The organism is Streptomyces sp. SM10 (assembly GCF_002910915.1).
Taxonomy (GTDB): domain Bacteria; phylum Actinomycetota; class Actinomycetes; order Streptomycetales; family Streptomycetaceae; genus Streptomyces.
The window spans coordinates 44,758-61,502 of the sequence record NZ_NEUF01000153.1 but is presented as its reverse complement, the minus strand read 5'-3'; the positions used below and the strand labels follow the sequence as shown (position 1 = coordinate 61,502).

General features: G+C 70.8%; 15 protein-coding genes. 14 read left to right on the top strand and 1 reads right to left on the bottom strand.

Features of this window, described 5'->3' with window-relative positions; translation table 11 throughout:
• Window positions 1-5: 5 nt before the first annotated feature.
• From B9S57_RS24310 to B9S57_RS34595, 14 genes are all read left to right on the top strand, one after another.
• The gene (locus B9S57_RS24310; RefSeq protein ID WP_374935981.1) at window positions 6-878 is read left to right on the top strand and encodes a glycosyltransferase family 2 protein; all 873 of its coding nucleotides are present in this window, start codon (window positions 6-8) and stop codon (window positions 876-878) included.
• 108 nt (window positions 879-986) lie between these two features.
• Complete coding sequence (locus B9S57_RS24305; RefSeq protein WP_103517732.1) at window positions 987-1,916, top strand: ABC transporter permease; 930 nt, start codon at window positions 987-989, stop codon at window positions 1,914-1,916.
• The gene (locus B9S57_RS24300; RefSeq protein WP_103517731.1) at window positions 1,909-2,694 is read left to right on the top strand and encodes an ABC transporter ATP-binding protein; all 786 of its coding nucleotides are present in this window, start codon (window positions 1,909-1,911) and stop codon (window positions 2,692-2,694) included. The genes B9S57_RS24305 and B9S57_RS24300 overlap by 8 nt, the downstream gene beginning before the upstream one ends.
• A gap of 418 nt (window positions 2,695-3,112) precedes the next feature.
• Window positions 3,113-4,033, top strand: coding sequence for a squalene synthase HpnC (hpnC, locus tag B9S57_RS24295; RefSeq protein ID WP_103517730.1), 921 nt, complete (start codon window positions 3,113-3,115; stop codon window positions 4,031-4,033).
• A gap of 29 nt (window positions 4,034-4,062) precedes the next feature.
• Window positions 4,063-4,983: a presqualene diphosphate synthase HpnD gene (gene hpnD, locus B9S57_RS24290; RefSeq protein WP_181011452.1), complete on the top strand. Its 921-nt coding sequence runs from the start codon at window positions 4,063-4,065 to the stop codon at window positions 4,981-4,983.
• Window positions 4,984-5,092: 109 nt separating this feature from the next.
• Window positions 5,093-6,481 (top strand): hydroxysqualene dehydroxylase HpnE, encoded by a 1,389-nt coding sequence (hpnE, locus tag B9S57_RS24285; RefSeq protein ID WP_103517729.1) that lies wholly within the window; start codon window positions 5,093-5,095, stop codon window positions 6,479-6,481.
• Window positions 6,478-7,581 carry a polyprenyl synthetase family protein gene (locus B9S57_RS24280; RefSeq protein WP_181011451.1) on the top strand — a complete coding sequence of 368 codons (1,104 nt, stop codon included), beginning with the start codon at window positions 6,478-6,480 and terminating at the stop codon, window positions 7,579-7,581. Before hpnE ends, B9S57_RS24280 begins: the two co-directional genes overlap by 4 nt.
• Before the next feature lie 104 nt (window positions 7,582-7,685).
• Window positions 7,686-9,692, top strand: coding sequence for a squalene--hopene cyclase (gene shc, locus B9S57_RS24275; RefSeq protein ID WP_103517727.1), 2,007 nt, complete (start codon window positions 7,686-7,688; stop codon window positions 9,690-9,692).
• A gap of 4 nt (window positions 9,693-9,696) precedes the next feature.
• Complete coding sequence (locus B9S57_RS24270; protein ID WP_103517726.1) at window positions 9,697-10,356, top strand: 1-hydroxy-2-methyl-2-butenyl 4-diphosphate reductase; 660 nt, start codon at window positions 9,697-9,699, stop codon at window positions 10,354-10,356.
• 6 nt (window positions 10,357-10,362) lie between these two features.
• The gene (hpnH, locus tag B9S57_RS24265) at window positions 10,363-11,382 is read left to right on the top strand and encodes an adenosyl-hopene transferase HpnH (RefSeq protein WP_103517725.1); all 1,020 of its coding nucleotides are present in this window, start codon (window positions 10,363-10,365) and stop codon (window positions 11,380-11,382) included.
• A 189-nt stretch (window positions 11,383-11,571) separates the two neighbouring features.
• Window positions 11,572-13,482 carry a 1-deoxy-D-xylulose-5-phosphate synthase gene (dxs, locus tag B9S57_RS24260; RefSeq protein ID WP_103517724.1) on the top strand — a complete coding sequence of 637 codons (1,911 nt, stop codon included), beginning with the start codon at window positions 11,572-11,574 and terminating at the stop codon, window positions 13,480-13,482.
• Window positions 13,479-14,873 carry an aspartate aminotransferase family protein gene (locus B9S57_RS24255; RefSeq protein ID WP_103517723.1) on the top strand — a complete coding sequence of 465 codons (1,395 nt, stop codon included), beginning with the start codon at window positions 13,479-13,481 and terminating at the stop codon, window positions 14,871-14,873. Before dxs ends, B9S57_RS24255 begins: the two co-directional genes overlap by 4 nt.
• Before the next feature lie 64 nt (window positions 14,874-14,937).
• Complete coding sequence (locus tag B9S57_RS24250) at window positions 14,938-15,558, top strand: helix-turn-helix domain-containing protein (protein WP_103517722.1); 621 nt, start codon at window positions 14,938-14,940, stop codon at window positions 15,556-15,558.
• Window positions 15,559-15,657: 99 nt separating this feature from the next.
• Window positions 15,658-15,831: a DUF6126 family protein gene (locus B9S57_RS34595; protein ID WP_181011450.1), complete on the top strand. Its 174-nt coding sequence runs from the start codon at window positions 15,658-15,660 to the stop codon at window positions 15,829-15,831.
• Window positions 15,832-15,872: 41 nt separating this feature from the next.
• On the opposite strand, the gene B9S57_RS24245 is transcribed toward B9S57_RS34595, so the two are convergent.
• Window positions 15,873-16,697 (bottom strand): tyrosine-protein phosphatase, encoded by an 825-nt coding sequence (locus tag B9S57_RS24245; RefSeq protein ID WP_103517721.1) that lies wholly within the window; start codon window positions 16,695-16,697, stop codon window positions 15,873-15,875.
• Between the last annotated feature and the right edge of the window lie 48 nt (window positions 16,698-16,745).

Sequence of the window (16,745 nt, the reverse complement as noted above, 5' to 3'; positions counted from 1 at the left end):
CTCCCATGAAACTCGGCGCGGTCATCATCACCATGGGCAACCGTCCCGAGGAACTGCGGGCCCTTCTCGACTCGGTCGCCAAGCAGGACGGCGACCGGATCGAGGTGGTCGTCGTCGGCAACGGCGCCCCGGTCCCCGACGTCCCTCCGGGCGTCCGGACCGTCGAGCTGCCCGAGAATCTGGGTATCCCGGGCGGGCGGAACGTCGGCATCGAGGCGTTCGGCCCGTCCGGAGCCGACGTGGACGTCCTCCTCTTCCTCGATGACGACGGGTACCTGCCGAACACCGACACCGCCGAGCTCTGCCGGCGGGCGTTCGACGCGGACCCGGAGCTCGGGATCATCACCTTCCGCATCGCGGACCCGGACACCGGCGTCACCCAGCGGCGGCACGTGCCGCGGCTGCGCGCCTCCGACCCGATGCGCTCCTCCCGTGTCACGACGTTCCTCGGCGGGGCGAACGCCGTGCGCAGCCAGGTGATCGCCGAGGCGGGCGCGCTCCCCGGCGAGTTCTTCTACGCGCACGAGGAGACCGACCTCGCCTGGCGTGCCCTGGACGCCGGCTGGATGATCGACTACCGCGCGGACATGGTGCTCAACCACCCCACCACCGCCCCCTCGCGGCACGCGGTCTACCACCGCATGGTGGCGCGCAACCGCGTCTGGCTCGCCCGCCGCAACCTGCCCGCGCCGCTGGTCCCCCTCTACGTCGGGGTGTGGCTGCTCCTCACGCTGATCCGCAGGCCCTCGCTGCCGGCGCTCAAAGCATGGTTCGGAGGCTTCCGGGAAGGCTGGACCAAGCCCTGCGGACCCCGGCGCCCCATGAGGTGGCGTACGGTATGGCGGCTGACCAGACTGGGCCGGCCGCCGGTGATCTGAGAAGCTCACCTCTGAGACCATGAGCCGTATTCGTTTCGTACGGGGATCCTGTCCGCCTCGGCCGCGCCCGTGACCAGCTGCGCATCGTGAAGACGAGAGTTCTTAACTGTGAGTGACACGACCCACGACGGCGGGATTGCGCTGAGCAGCCCGCCGTCAGCCGACGAGGGACTGAGCGCGTCCCGGCTGGCCGCCAAGTACGGCCTGACCGTGAGCGGCGCCCGGCCCGGGCTGTTCGCGTACATCCGGCAGCTCTGGGGCCGCCGGCACTTCATCCTGGCGTTCTCGCGGGCCAAGCTGACCGCGCAGTACAGCCAGGCGAAGCTCGGCCAGCTGTGGCAGGTGGCCACACCGCTGCTGAACGCCTTCGTCTACTTCCTGATCTTCGGCGTGATCCTCGGCACCAGCAGGGGCATGAGCCATGAGGTCTTCATCCCGTTCCTGGTGACCGGGGTCTTCGTCTTCACCTTCACCCAGAGCTCGGTCATGGCAGGGGTCCGCTCGATCGCGGGCAACCTCGGTCTGGTCCGGGCCCTGCATTTCCCCCGGGCCTCGCTGCCCGTCTCCTTCTCGCTGCAGCAGCTCCAGCAGCTGTTGTTCTCGATGATCGTGCTGGTGGCCGTGGCCATCGGCTTCGGCAGCTATCCGGGGCTCTCCTGGCTGCTCGTGATCCCGGCGCTGGCCATGCAGTTCCTCTTCAACACCGGCCTGGCGCTCGTCATGGCCCGGCTGGGCAGCAAGACCCCGGACCTCGCCCAGCTGATGCCGTTCGTCATGCGTACCTGGATGTACGCCTCGGGCGTCATGTTCTCCATCCCCGTGATGCTGGCCGACAAGCCGCAGTGGATCGCCGACGTGCTGCAGTACAACCCGGCGGCCATCTACATGGACCTGGTCCGCTTCGCCCTGATCGACGGCTACGGCTCGGAGAACCTGCCGCAGCACGTGTGGGCCGTCGGGCTCGCCTGGTCGCTCGTCGTGGGCGTCGTGGGCTTCGTGTACTTCTGGAAGGCAGAGGAACGGTACGGCCGTGGCTGAGGAAACGTCCCAGGGACACATCCCCACCGTGATCGCGGACGACGTGCACATCGTGTACCGGGTCAACGGCACCGGCGGGGGCAAGGGCAGCGCCACCGCCGCTCTGAGCCGGATCATGCGCCGCGGCAAGGGCGAGCCCCGTGGTGTGCGCAAGGTGCACGCGGTGCGGGGGGTCTCCTTCACCGCCTACCGCGGCCAGGCGATCGGCCTCATCGGCACCAACGGTTCCGGCAAGTCGACCCTGCTGCGCGCCATCGCCGGTCTGCTGCCGACCGAGCACGGCAAGGTGTACACGGACGGCCAGCCGTCGTTGCTCGGCGTCAACGCCGCGCTGATGAGCGACCTGACCGGGGAGCGCAACGTCGTGCTCGGCGGGCTCGCGATGGGCATGAGTCGCGAGGAGATCCGCGCGCGGTACCAGGACATCGTGGACTTCTCCGGGATCAACGAGAAGGGCGACTTCATCACGCTGCCCATGCGGACGTACTCGTCCGGCATGGCGGCCCGTCTGCGCTTCTCGATCGCGGCCGCCAAGAACCACGACGTCCTCATGATCGACGAGGCGCTGGCCACCGGTGACCGCAAGTTCCGGGTCCGCTCCGAGGAGCGGATCCGCGAGCTGCGCAAGGAGGCCGGGACCGTGTTCCTGGTCAGCCACAACAACAAGACCATCCGGGACACCTGCGACCGGGTGCTGTGGCTCGAAAGGGGCGAGCTCCTGATGGACGGCCCCACCGAAGAGGTGCTCAAGGCCTACGAGCGGGAGACCGGCAAGTAACGCCGCGTCCGTGTGGCCCCCGCCGGAGCACAGCGGCGGGGGCCCTTGCGGTGCGCGGCCGGCCGCGGCGAAGGGCACGCACAGCCTGCCCGGGGGATCTCCTCCCGGCGGATGACGTCAATCGACCGGAGTCCGGGGAAGGTTGACGGCGGCCGGAATGTTGCACCAGGGCGTGCTGCACCCCGGCGCGGCTCTGTGAGCTGTACAACGTAAGCTGGCACGGTACTGATTCGCGGCACTGTGGGGTGATACGCCCCGACATATCGCCCGTTGTGTGCATGTCGCACTCGGCCGGATGGGCGGCGTGTCCGAAAAGGGATGTTTTGGGTCGGCAGTGTAGAACGGGAGATATGACGGCAATGATGGAAAATCTCCAGCTCCGACGTGGTTTCGCCGTCCCCACGTCAGGCGGTACGCAGTGACCCGCACCCAGCAGGCGTCCGCCGACGCCGCCACGACCGCCACCCTCGGCAAGGCCGCCGACGAGAACTTCCCCGTGGCGCCGTTCTTCCTGCCCCGCGCCTGGCGCGACGACCTGATGGCCGTCTACGGATTCGCCCGTCTGGTCGACGACATCGGTGACGGCGACCTGGTCCCCGGCGGCGCCGACGCCCGCCACCTCGGCCTCGAACCCGGGCAGACCGACGATCGGCTCGCCCTGCTGGACGCCCTCGAAGCCGATCTGCACCGCGTCTTCTCGGCCACGGGCGACGGCCCCCGCCACCCCCTGATGCGTGGACTGCGCCCCACCGTGCGGCGCTGCGCGCTCACCCCCGAGCCCTTCCTCGGGCTCGTCGAGGCCAACCGACAGGACCAGAAGGTCCGCCGCTACGGGACCTACGGGGAGCTACTGGCCTACTGCGAGCTCTCCGCCAACCCCGTCGGCCGCCTCGTCCTGCAGATCACCGGCACCGCGAGCCCCGAACGGATCCGCCGCTCGGACGCCGTCTGCACCGCACTGCAGATCGCCGAGCACCTCCAGGACGTTGCCGAGGACCTCGGCCGCGACCGGATCTATCTTCCCGCCGAGGACATGGCCCGGTTCCACGTCGGCGAATCCGACCTGGCCGCCCCGTCAGCCGGCTCGGCGGTGCGATCGCTGATCGCGTTCGAGGCGGAGCGCGCCCGCGACCTGCTCGACGAGGGCATCCCCCTGGTGGGCAGTGTCCGAGGCCGCCTGAGGCTGCTGCTCGCCGGATTCGTCGGCGGAGGACGAGCCGCCCTCGGCGCGGTCTCGGCCGCCGGTTTCGACGTACTGCCCGGACCGCCCAAGCCCACCGCGCCCAGACTGCTGCGCGAAGTGGGAGACGTCCTGCGAAGAGCGCACAGAGAGGGGTGAGCCGGACCGTGGAGGGACAGACGACGTACATGTCGGCACCGGTACAGGCCGCATACAGCTACTGCGAGGCCGTCACCGGACAGCAGGCCCGCAATTTCGCGTACGGCATCCGGCTGCTGCCGTACGAGAAGCGGCAGGCCATGTCGGCGCTGTACGCCTTCTCCCGTCGTGTCGACGACATCGGCGACGGCGAGCTGGATCCCGCGACCAAGCACGCCCGGCTGGAGGACACCCGGAAGCTGCTCGGCCGGATCAGTGACGGCGCGGTCGACGAGGACGACACCGACCCGGTCGCGGTCGCGCTCGCCGACGCCGCCCACCGCTTCCCGCTGCCGCTCGGCGGCCTGGACGAGCTCATCGACGGCGTCCTGATGGATGTCCGCGGCGCGACCTACGAGACCTGGGACGACCTGAAGACGTACTGCCGGTGCGTCGCCGGTGCCATCGGACGCCTCAGCCTCGGTGTCTTCGGGACGGAAGCGGGAGCACCAGGCGCGGAACGGGCCGCGGAGTACGCCGACACCCTCGGCCTCGCACTCCAGCTCACCAACATCCTGCGTGACGTCCGCGAGGACGCGGGCAACGGGCGCACCTACCTGCCCGCCGACGACCTCGCGAAGTTCGGCTGCTCCGCCGGCTTTCAGCGGGCCACGCCGCCCCCCGGGTCCGACTTCGCCGGCCTGGTGCACTTCGAGGTCCGGCGCGCCCGGGCCCTCTTCGCCGAGGGCTACCGGCTGCTGCCCATGCTGGACCGGCGCAGCGGTGCCTGCGTGGCGGCCATGGCCGGCATCTACCGCCGGCTCCTGGACCGGATCGAACGCGATCCCGAGGCGGTCCTGCGCGGCAGGGTCTCGCTGCCCGGCCACGAGAAGGCGTACGTTGCGGTGCGCGGGCTGTCCGGGCTCGACGCCCGGTACATCTCGCGCCGGACTGCCAGGGGGAGGGTCTGATGACGCGTCCGATCCGCGCGGGGCGGGCAACCCCCGGGGTCCTCGGTGCGTCCCAGTCTGCGACGCGGCGTGAAGTGGAGACCGCGGCGACACGGCGAAGGGAGCGGGCATGAGCGGCCGGAGCCCTCGTTCCTCCCGCGCCGTGGTCATCGGCGGCGGCCTCGCGGGCGTCACCGCGGCACTGCGGCTCGCCGACGCGGGGCTGGGCGTCACCCTGCTCGAAGGGCGCCCCCGGCTCGGCGGGCTCGCCTTCTCCTTCCGGCGCGGCGACCTCTCCGTCGACAACGGCCAGCACGTCTACCTCCGCTGCTGCACGGGCTACCGCTGGTTCCTGGACCGGATCGAGGGGGCTCACCTGGCCCCTCTCCAGGACCGCCTCGACGTCCCCGTGCTGGACGTGGGGCGGCCCGCCGGGCCGAGGCTGGGCCGGCTGCGCCGCACCGCGCTGCCCGTACCCCTGCACCTCGCCGGCGGACTCGCCGCCTACCCGCACCTCTCGCTCGCGGACAAGGCGGGCGTCGCCCGCGCCGCCCTGGCCCTGGGCCGGCTCGACCCCGCCGACCCCGCGCTCGACGGCATCGACTTCGCCACCTGGCTCAGGCGCCACGGGCAGTCGCAGCGCACCATCGAGGCACTCTGGGACCTCGTCGGAGTGGCCACGCTCAACGCCACCGCGCCGAACGCCTCCATGGCGCTGGCCGCGAAGGTCTTCAAGACGGGGCTCCTCTCCGAAGCCGGTGCCGCCGACATCGGCTGGGCCGCGGTGCCGCTCGGGGACCTCCACGACACCCTGGCCCGCAAGGCGCTCGAATCGGCCGGCGCCGGGATCCACCTGCGAACCCGGGCGACCTCCCTCACCCGTGGCGAGGACGGGCGCTGGGCCGTCGGGACCGACGGCGAGCGGATCGAGGCCGACACCGTCGTCCTCGCCGTACCGCAGGGGGAGACGCACCGGCTGCTGCCCGAAGGCGCGCTCGACGACCCCGGCCGGCTGCTCGACCTCACCGACGCACCGATCCTGAACGTGCACGTAGTCTACGACCGCACGGTGCTGCGCAGGCCGTTCTTCGCCGCCCTCGGCTCACCCGTCCAGTGGGTCTTCGACCGTACGGCGTCCTCCGGCCTCCAGGGCGGCGGCCAGTACCTCGCCGTCTCCCAGTCCGCGGCGCAGGACGAGATCGACCTGCCCGTCGCCGAGCTGCGCAAGCGCTACGTACCCGAGCTCGAACGGCTCCTCCCGGCGGCGCGAGGTGCCGGGATCCGCGACTTCTTCGTCACCCGGGAACGCACCGCGACCTTCGCGCCCATGCCCGGCGTGGCACGCCTGAGGCCGGGCACGCACACCCGCGCGCCCGGGCTCCACCTGGCGGGAGCATGGACCGCCACCGGCTGGCCCGCCACCATGGAGGGCGCCGTCCGCAGCGGCTTCAGTGCCGCGGACGCCGCGCTCCAGGCCCTCGGCCGGCCCCACGAACATCCGCTGCAGGAGGCGGCATGAGCAGTACCACCGGAACAAGAGGAGAGTCTGTGACCCCGGCGAATCCGGCTTACGACACCGTGGTGGAGACCACGGACGTCACCGCGCTTCTGGAGCGCGGAAGGGCCCTGTCAGCGCCGGTGCTGCGAGCTGCCGTGGCCCGGCTGGCGCCGCCCATGGACACCGTCGCGGCCTACCACTTCGGCTGGATCGACGCCCAGGGCCGGCCTGCCGACGGCGACGGCGGCAAGGCCGTGCGTCCGGCGCTGGCCCTGCTGTCCGCGGAAGCGGCGGGAGCCCCGGCGGAGGCCGGCATCCCCGGCGCCGTGGCCGTCGAACTCGTGCACAACTTCTCGCTGCTGCACGACGACCTGATGGACGGCGACGAGCAGCGCCGTCACCGCGACACCGTATGGAAGGTGCACGGCCCCGCGCAGGCGATCCTCGTCGGCGACGCGCTCTTCGCGCTGGCCAACGAGATCCTGCTGGAACTCGGCACGGTCGAGGCCGGCCGGGCGGCCCGTCGGCTGACCACGGCCAGCCGTAAGCTGATCGACGGCCAGGCCCAGGACATCTCCTACGAGCACCGCGAGCGGGTCACCGTCGAGGAGTGCCTGGAGATGGAGGGCAACAAGACGGGCGCCCTGCTCGCCTGCGCCGTCTCCATCGGCGCCGTGCTCGGCGGAGCCGACGACCGTACCGCCGACACCCTGGAGGCGTACGGCTACCACCTCGGCCTCGCCTTCCAGGCGGTCGACGACCTGCTCGGCATCTGGGGCGACCCGGAGTCCACGGGCAAGCAGACCTGGAGCGACCTGCGCCAGCGCAAGAAGTCCCTGCCCGTCGTTGCCGCGCTCGCCGCGGGCGGGCCCGCCTCGGAGCGTCTGGGCGAGCTGCTCGCCGCCGACGCCAAGAGCAGCGACTTCGACAGCTTCTCCGAAGAGGAGTTCGCCGCGCGTGCGGCGCTCATCGAGGAGGCGGGCGGCCGCGAGTGGACCGCCCAGGAAGCCCGCCGTCAGCACGCGGTAGCCATCGAGGCGCTGCACGGCGTCGACATGCCGGAACGAGTGCGGGCGCAGCTCACCGAGCTCGCCGACTTCGTGGTCGTACGAAAGAGATGATCACCATCCAGATATGACTCGCAGTCGCCGGCGGGCGCCCCACGGGGCGCCCGCCGACGGAGACCCCAGCACAGCAGAGGACAAGACTGCACGAAGGGGAAGCCATGACAGCGACGACCGACGGAAGCACCGGGGCCGCGAACCTCCGCGCAGCCTCGGCCAGCGATCCGACCGAATCAATCACCGCCGCGGACGACATGTTCGCCGTCGCGCGGCTGGCCGCGGAACGCTCGGTGGAGCACCTCCTCGGCAGACAGGACGAGCAGGGCTGGTGGAAGGGCGACCTCGCCACCAACGTCACCATGGACGCGGAGGACCTGCTGCTCCGTCAGTTCCTCGGCATCCAGGACCCGGACACCGTCAAGGCCGCCGCCCGCTTCATCCGGGGCGAACAGCTCGGCGACGGCACCTGGAACACCTTCTACGAAGGACCGCCCGACCTCTCCGCCACCATCGAGGCCTACGTCGCCCTGCGGCTGGCCGGGGACCGGCCGAGCGACCCCCACATGATCCGGGCCGCAGGCTGGGTCAGGGAACAGGGCGGCATCGCGGAGTCCCGGGTCTTCACCCGGATCTGGCTCGCGCTCTTCGGCTGGTGGAAGTGGGACGACCTGCCGGAACTCCCGCCCGAGCTGATGTTCTTCCCGAAGTGGGTCCCGCTCAACATCTACGACTTCGGCTGCTGGGCCCGCCAGACCATCGTGCCGCTCACCATCGTGTCCGCGAAGCGGCCCGTGCGCCCGGCCCCCTTCGCCCTCGACGAACTGCACACCGATCCGACGTGCCCCAATCCGCCCAAACCCACCGCCTCCGCGAACAGTTGGGACGGAGTCTTCCAGCGGCTCGACAAGGCGCTGCACCTCTATCACAAGGTGGCTCCGCGCCGGCTGCGCGGCATGGCCATGAACGCGGCCGCCCGCTGGATCATCGAGCGCCAGGAGAACGACGGCTGCTGGGGCGGGATCCAGCCGCCCGCCGTGTACTCCGTCATCGCCCTGCACCTGCTGGGCTACGACCTCGACCACCCGGTCATGCGGGCCGGACTCGAGTCGCTCGACCGGTTCACCGTGTGGCGCGAGGACGGCGCCCGCATGGTCGAGGCCTGCCAGTCACCGGTCTGGGACACCTGCCTCGCCACCATCGCCCTCGCCGACGCGGGGGTGAGCCCCGACCACCCGGCGCTCGTGAGGGCAGCCGACTGGATGCTCGGTGAGGAGATCGTACGGCCCGGGGACTGGTCGGTACGCAGGCCCGAACTCGCCCCGGGTGGCTGGGCGTTCGAGTTCCACAACAGCAACTACCCCGACATCGACGACACCGCCGAAGTCGTCCTGGCACTGCGCCGCGTCCGCCACCCCGACCCCGCGAGGATCGAGGCGGCCATCGAGCGAGGGGTGCGCTGGAGTCTCGGCATGCAGTCGCGCGACGGCGCCTGGGGAGCCTTCGACGCGGACAACACCAGCCCCTTCCCCAACCGGCTGCCGTTCTGTGACTTCGGTGAGGTCATCGACCCGCCGTCGGCCGACGTCACCGGACACGTGGTGGAGATGCTCGCCGTCGAGGGCCGGTCGAGCGACCCCCGTACCCGCCGGGGCGTCGACTGGCTGCTCGCCGAACAGGAGGCCACAGGGGCCTGGTTCGGCCGCTGGGGCGTCAACTACATCTACGGAACGGGCTCTGTGGTGCCCGCGCTGATCGCGGCCGGGCTGCCCGCCGCGCATCCCTCGGTGAGACGGGCCTGCGACTGGCTGAAGTCCGTCCAGAACGACGACGGGGGCTGGGGCGAGGACCTGCGCTCCTACCGCGAGGAGAAGTGGATCGGGCACGGCAGCTCGACGGCCTCCCAGACGGCATGGGCGCTGCTCGCGCTCCTGGCGGCGGGGGAGCGGGAGAGCAGGTCCGTGGAGCGGGGCGTCGCCTGGCTCGCGGAGACCCAGCAGGCGGACGGCTCCTGGGACGAGCCGCACTTCACCGGCACGGGCTTCCCCTGGGACTTCTCGATCAACTACCACCTCTACCGGCAGGTCTTCCCGCTCACCGCCCTGGGGCGGTACGTGTACGGCGACCCCTTCGCCACCGCTGCCGGCAGCGGCAGCGGTAAGGGGGCCTGAGTCCATGGGTGGTGCACCGGAGCCGCCCGGTCCCACCACGCCGCTGCTGATCGCCTGCGCGCTCGGCATCGAGCGCCTCGCCCTGCGCACCGGCAGGAGGAGCGGCCTTCCCGGCCCCGGACCGGTGAGCATCATCCGGTCCGGGATGGGCCCCCGGGCTGCGGAGGACGCCGTCCGGGACGCACTGGGACTGGGCGGGGCCGGAGGGACGGCGGTCATCGCCTCCGGCTTCTGTGCCGGGCTGGAGCCCGGCATGCACCCGGGCGACCTCGTGGTGGCCGAGGAGACCCGGGACTCCGGCGGTACGACGCCCTGCAGCGGTACGGGCCTGCTGGTCGACGCGCTGGTCAGGGTGGTGCCCGGACGCACGGTCCACACCGGCCCGCTGGCCGGCTCCGGGCATGTCGTCCGGGGCCCGGAGCGGGCCGGCCTCCGGGCCACCGGTGCCATCGCGGTGGACATGGAGTCCGCCGCCACGCTCCGCACCGCCGTACGCACGGGGCCACGCCCGGTTGCGGCCGTACGGGTGGTCGTGGACGCTCCAGAGCATGAGCTCGTCCGTATCGGCACGGTCCGCGGTGGAATATCGGCATTCCGTGTTCTCCGTGCCGTCCTTCCGGCTTTTCATGAATGGCACCGATCTTTGCTGCTCCCCAGGAGGTGAGCCCAGATGGCCATGCCGCTCCGTCAGTCCATCAAGGTTGCGACGTATCTCTTCGAACAGAAGCTCCGCAAGCGGGAGAAGTTTCCGCTGATCGTCGAGCTGGAGCCCTTGTTCGCCTGCAATCTGGCGTGCGAGGGCTGCGGCAAGATCCAGCACCCGGCCGGAGTGCTCAAGCAGCGCATGCCGGTCGCACAGGCCGTCGGGGCGGTGCTGGAATCAGGTGCCCCGATGGTCTCCATCGCCGGCGGCGAACCTCTGATGCACCCTCAGATCGACGAGATCGTGCGCCAGCTGGTGGCGAAGAAGAAGTACGTCTTCCTCTGCACCAACGCCATGCTGATGCGCAAGAAGCTCGACAAGTTCACCCCTTCCCGCTACTTCGCCTTCGCGGTGCACATCGACGGACTGCGTGAGCGGCACGACGAATCGGTCGCGAAGGAAGGCGTCTTCGACGAAGCGGTGGAGGCGATGAAGGAGGCCAAGCGGCGCGGCTTCCGGGTCACGACCAACTCCACCTTCTTCAACACGGACACCCCGCAGACCGTCATCGAGGTGCTCAACTTCCTCAATGACGAGATGAAGGTCGACGAGATGATGATCTCGCCCGCCTACGCCTACGAGAAGGCGCCCGACCAGGAGCACTTCCTGGGCGTCGAGCAGACCCGTGAGCTGTTCAAGAAGTCGTTCGCCGGCGGCAACCGCGGCCGCTGGAGGCTCAACCACTCGCCGCTCTTCCTGGACTTCCTCGAAGGCAAGGCCGACTTCCCGTGCACGGCCTGGGCGATCCCCAACTACTCGCTCTTCGGCTGGCAGCGGCCCTGCTACCTGATGAGCGACGGGTACGTGCCGACCTACCGGGAGCTCATCGAGGACACGGACTGGGACAAGTACGGCCGTGGCAAGGACCCGCGCTGCGCCAACTGCATGGCGCACTGCGGCTACGAGCCCACCGCGGTGCTCGCCACCATGGGGTCGCTGAAGGAATCCCTGCGAGCGGCACGGGAGACGATCGGCGGGAACCGCTGAGGTCATGACCGCAGGGGAGCCGGGAGCCGGTCGCACCGGTGTCTTCCCCGGCTGCCGGCCCGGCTGCTCCTGGTGTGCCGCCCCTCGCGGCGCATCCGGCCGGGCCGGTGGCGGTCGCCCGGTGCGCGCCGGTGCCGGTGCGGTCGATGTGACCGTGAGCCGATGACAGGACCAGAGAGGGGCCCGAGCGTGACGCTGCTGGAATCCATCAAAGGGCCGCCGGACCTCAAGGCGCTGAGCCGGCAGGAGGTCGGAGAGCTCGCCCAGGAGATCAGGGAGTTCCTCATCCGGGCCGTGACGAGGACGGGCGGTCATCTCGGACCCAACCTCGGAGTGGTCGAACTCACCGTCGCCCTGCACCGGGTCTTCGACTCGCCCGTGGACCGCATCCTGTGGGACACCGGGCACCAGACGTATGTGCACAAGCTCCTGACGGGCCGCCAGGACTTCTCCAAGCTGCGCGGCAAGGACGGTCTCTCCGGTTACCCCTCCCGCGAGGAGTCCGAGCACGACGTCATCGAGAACTCCCACGCCTCCACCGTGCTCGGCTGGGCGGACGGCCTCGTCAAGGCCGACGAGGTGCTGGGCCGTGCCCGCCATGTCGTGGCGGTCATCGGCGACGGGGCACTCACCGGCGGCATGGCCTGGGAGGCCCTCAACAACATCGCGGCGGCCGGTGACCGCCCGCTGATCATCGTCGTCAACGACAACGAGCGGTCGTATGCTCCGACCATCGGCGGTCTCGCGAACCATCTCGCCACCCTCCGTACGACCGACGGCTACGAGCGCTTCCTGTCCTGGGGCAAGGGGGTGCTCCAGCAGACACCGGTCATCGGACCGCCGTTGTACGGATCGCTTCACGGCGCGAAGAAGGGCTTCAAGGACACGTTCGCCCCCCAGGGCCTGTTCGAGGACCTGGGTCTGAAGTACGTCGGACCGGTCGACGGGCACGACACCGCAGCGGTCGAGTCCGCACTGCAGCGGGCCAGGCGCTTCCACGGTCCGGTGCTGGTGCACTGCATCACCGAGAAGGGCCGCGGCTATGCACCCGCCCTGGCCGACGACGCCGACCGCTTCCACACCGTCGGCAGGATGGACCCCCTGACCTGCGAACCCCTCGTCGTCCCCGCCGCGCCGTCCTGGACCTCGGTGTTCGGCGACGAGATCGCGGAGATCGGGGCCGAGCGCCCTGACGTGGTCGCGATCACCGCGGCCATGCTGCACCCGGTCGGGCTGACCCGCTTCGCGGCGCGGTTCCCCGACCGGATCTGGGACGTCGGGATCGCCGAGCAGCATGCCGCGGTCTCCGCCGCGGGGCTGGCCACCGGCGGTCTGCACCCGGTCGTCGCCGTCTACGCGACCTTCCTCAACCGGGCTTTCGACCAACTCCTGATGGACGTCGCCCTGCACCGGTGCGGGGTGACCTTCGTCCTCGACCGGGCCGGGGTCACCGGGGTCGACGGCCCCTCGCACAACGGCATGTGGGACATGTCCGTCCTCCAGGTCGTCCCCGGGCTCCGGATCGCGGCCCCGCGCGACGCCGACCGCCTGCGCGAGGAACTGCGCGAGGCCGTCAGCATCGATGACGCACCGACGGTGATCCGGTTCCCGAAGGAGTCGGTGGGGGAGCCCGTCCCGGCCGTCGGAAGGATCGGCGGTATGGACCTCCTGCACCGGGCGCCGGACCCGGATGTCCTGCTGGTGGCCGTCGGGGCGCTCGCCCCGCTCTGTCTGCAGGCCGCCGACCTGCTCGCCGGATCCGGAATCCGCTGCACGGTCGTCGACCCGCGCTGGGTGAAACCGGTGGACGGGCACCTGCCCGCGCTCGCCGCGCAGCACCGGCTGGTGGCGGTCGTCGAGGACAACAGCAGGGCCGGCGGGGTCGGCTGGGCCGTCGGACAGGCCCTGCGGGACGCGGACGTCGACGTACCCCTGCGGACGTTCGGCATTCCCGGGCAGTTCCTCGCGCACGCCGGGCGCGGTGAGGTACTCGCGGAGATCGGACTCACCCCGGTGGAGGTCGCCGGACGCATCGGCGCGGCGCTGGAGCGCCGCACGACGGTGGAGGAGCGGAACGTGCCGAAGGAGAACGAGGTATGAAGGACGAACGGCCTGGCTTCGATCTTGGGCGGCTCCTCGCGGAGCGAGGTCCTGAACGCTACGAGTTGCACGCCCGCCACCTCAACCACCAGTTGCCGCGGATGCTTCACACCCTCGGTTTCGACAAGGTCTACGAGAGGGCCGAGGGCGCGCACTTCTGGGACGCGGAGGGCAACGACTACCTCGACATGCTCGCCGGCTTCGGCGTGATGGGGCTCGGCAGGCACCACCCCGTCGTTCGCAAGGCGCTCCACGACGTCCTGGACGCCTCGCTCGCCGACCTCACGCGCTTCGACTGCCAGCCGCTGCCCGGGCTGCTCGCCGAGAAGCTCCTGGCCCACAGCCCGCACCTGGACCGCGTGTTCTTCGGTAACAGCGGTACGGAGGCGGTCGAGACCGCGCTGAAGTTCGCCCGTTACGCCACCGGCAAGCCGCGGATCCTCTACTGCGACCACGCCTTCCACGGGCTGACCACCGGCTCGCTCTCCGTCAACGGCGAGAAGGGCTTCCGCGACGGGTTCGCGCCCCTGCTCCCCGACACGTCCATCGCGCTCGGCGACCTCGACGCCCTGCGGCGTGAACTGAAGCGCGGAGACGTGGCCGGGCTGGTCGTGGAGCCGATCCAGGGCAAGGGCGTCCACGCCGCACCCCCGGGCTTCCTGCGGGAGGCGCAGGAACTGCTCCACCGGCACAAGGCCGTGCTCATCGCCGACGAGGTGCAGACCGGCCTCGGCAGGACGGGCGACTTCTACGCCTACCAGCACGAGGAGGGGGTCGAGCCCGATCTGCTCTGTATCGCCAAGGCGCTCTCCGGCGGGTACGTCCCGGTCGGCGCCACGCTCGGCAAGGACTGGATCTTCAAGCGCGTCTACTCCTCCATGGACCGGGTCCTCGTCCACTCCGCGAGCTTCGGATCGAACGCCCAGGCCATGGCCGCCGGGCTCGCCGTCCTCGCCGTCATGGAGCAGGAGGAGACCGTGGCGAACGCCCGCCGCACCGGTGACCTGCTACGCGAACGGCTCGCCGCCCTCGTCGGCCGCTACGAGCTGTTGCACGAGGTGCGCGGGCGAGGGCTGATGATCGGCATCGAGTTCGGTCGGCCGTCCTCCCTCGGGCTCCGCAGCCGCTGGACGATGTTGCAGGCCGCCCGCAAGGGGCTCTTCGCGCAGATGGTGGTGGTGCCGCTGCTGCAGAAGCACCGGATCCTCACCCAGGTCTCAGGCGATCACCTCGAGGTGATCAAACTGATTCCGCCGCTGGTCATCGGGGAGCCCGAGGTCGACCGTTTCGTCAGGGCGTTCACCGCCGTCATGGACGACGCGCACAGCGGGAGCGGGCTGATGTGGGACTTCGGCCGGACCCTGGTGAAGCAGGCCGTCGCCAACCGCTGAGGGCGCCTTTTGCCTCCGAGGCAATAAATTTGCCCCGGAGGAAAGGTGCTGGCTCAATGGAGGCATGAATCCTCCTGACGGAGGGGTGGCCGACGAGCTCCCCGGTGTCGCGCCCCGCCTCCGCGACCTGCGCCGCAGCCGCGGCCTCACCCTGGAGGCGGCGGCCGGACGGGCCGGGCTCTCCCCGGCCCACCTCTCGCGGCTGGAGACGGGCCGCAGGCAGCCCTCGCTCCCGATGCTGCTCGGACTCGCCCGTGTCTACGGTACGACCGTCTCCGAGCTCTTGGGGGAGATGCCGCCCGAACGTGACGCGATCGTCCGCGGCGGTCCGGTCGAGGACGTCCCGCGCGGCACGGAAGCGGACGGCTGGGCCTACCGGCAGGCCGGCGGATCAGGCCGTGCGATGCAGGCCCTGCGGGTCCACGTCCCGTACGGCGCCGAAGGCGATCTCGTGCGCGTCCACCCCGGCGAGGAGTGGCTGTACGTCCTCGACGGCAGGCTCCGCGTCGTGCTCGGAGAGACCGTGCACGACCTCGGTCCCGGCGACAGCGCGCACTTCGACTCGCTCACGCCGCACCGGATCGCGGCGCTCGACGCCGGCGGGGCGCGCCTGCTCTTCGTCCACACGCTGCTGCAGAGCCCCGCCGCCGAGCTGTGCCTGGGTGGCGGGATCCACCGACTCTGATCCCGCCGGCCCCGTACGCCCGGCCTGCACGCCCGCCCGCACCGCACGCCCGCACCGTTCGCCACACCGGCCCGATCGGCCGGTAGAGAGAGGACTGCCATGTCCGATTCGGAGCACTACGATCCACTGACCCCCCGCAGGACGAAGAGCGTGGACACACAGGAGAGGCGGATGCCCCGCGGCGTCGTGATCCGGCTCTTCGCCTACCTGGTGGCCGGACACGTCGTCGCGGCCTTCCTCTTCCTTCTCTTCACGGTGGCGGGCAAGGGCTGACGCTCGGCGTCACGGTGGCGGGGGAAGGCTGAACCCTGTCGTCACGCACCCTCGACGAGGCGCTCCCGCAGCTTCTCGCGCGTCTCGGGGGTGATCTTGAGACCTTCGAGGAAGTAGCGGTCCGTGCCGCCCCAGATCTCCTCGATCGTGGCGAACGCTGCGTCCAGGTAGTCGGCGTGGGCGCCGAAGAGGGGGTTGAGCAGCTCCATCACCTCGTCGGACATCCCCGCCGGCGAGGAGTCGCTGCGCTGCACCTTGTAGCGGCGGTGCGCGTCGTTCGACTTGAGGTAGTCGGCCTCGATGGCCTCCTTCTCGACTCCGACGGCGAGGAGGGAGATCGCGACCGACAGGCCGGCCCTGTCCTTGCCCGCCGCGCAGTGCATCAGGGCAGGCACGCTGTCCTCCGCCAGTGCGTGCAGCACGCGGCTGTGCTCCGCGGTGCGGTCCTTGATGATCGACCGGTACGAGGCGACCATGCGGTCGGTGCCTTTGCCGTCGGCCAGGATCGACCGCAGCTGCTGGATGTTCCCGTCGCGCACCAGGCGCCAGAACTCCGCGCCGTCGGCCGGGTCGGAGAGCGGAATGCTCACATTCCGGACGCCGGGCAGCTCCACGTCGAGACCGTCGAGCTTGTGGTCGGCCGCGTTGCGGAAGTCGAAGATCGTATGCAGGCCGAGCCCGGCGAGGAAGGCGGCGTCGGCCTCGGTGGCGTGGGCGAGATGTCCGCTGCGGTAGAGGCGCCCGTAGCGCACGGTGCGGCCGTCCGCGGTCGGAAGTCCGCCGACATCACGGAAGTTGCGGACACCGGTCAGGTCGACGTCCGTCGGCTCGGGGCCGGCCGGCGGGACCTCTGGCAGCTGCGTCACAAGGGCTCCTGGGGTGTCTGGCGTCGGCGCCGCTCGCCGACGGGTGCA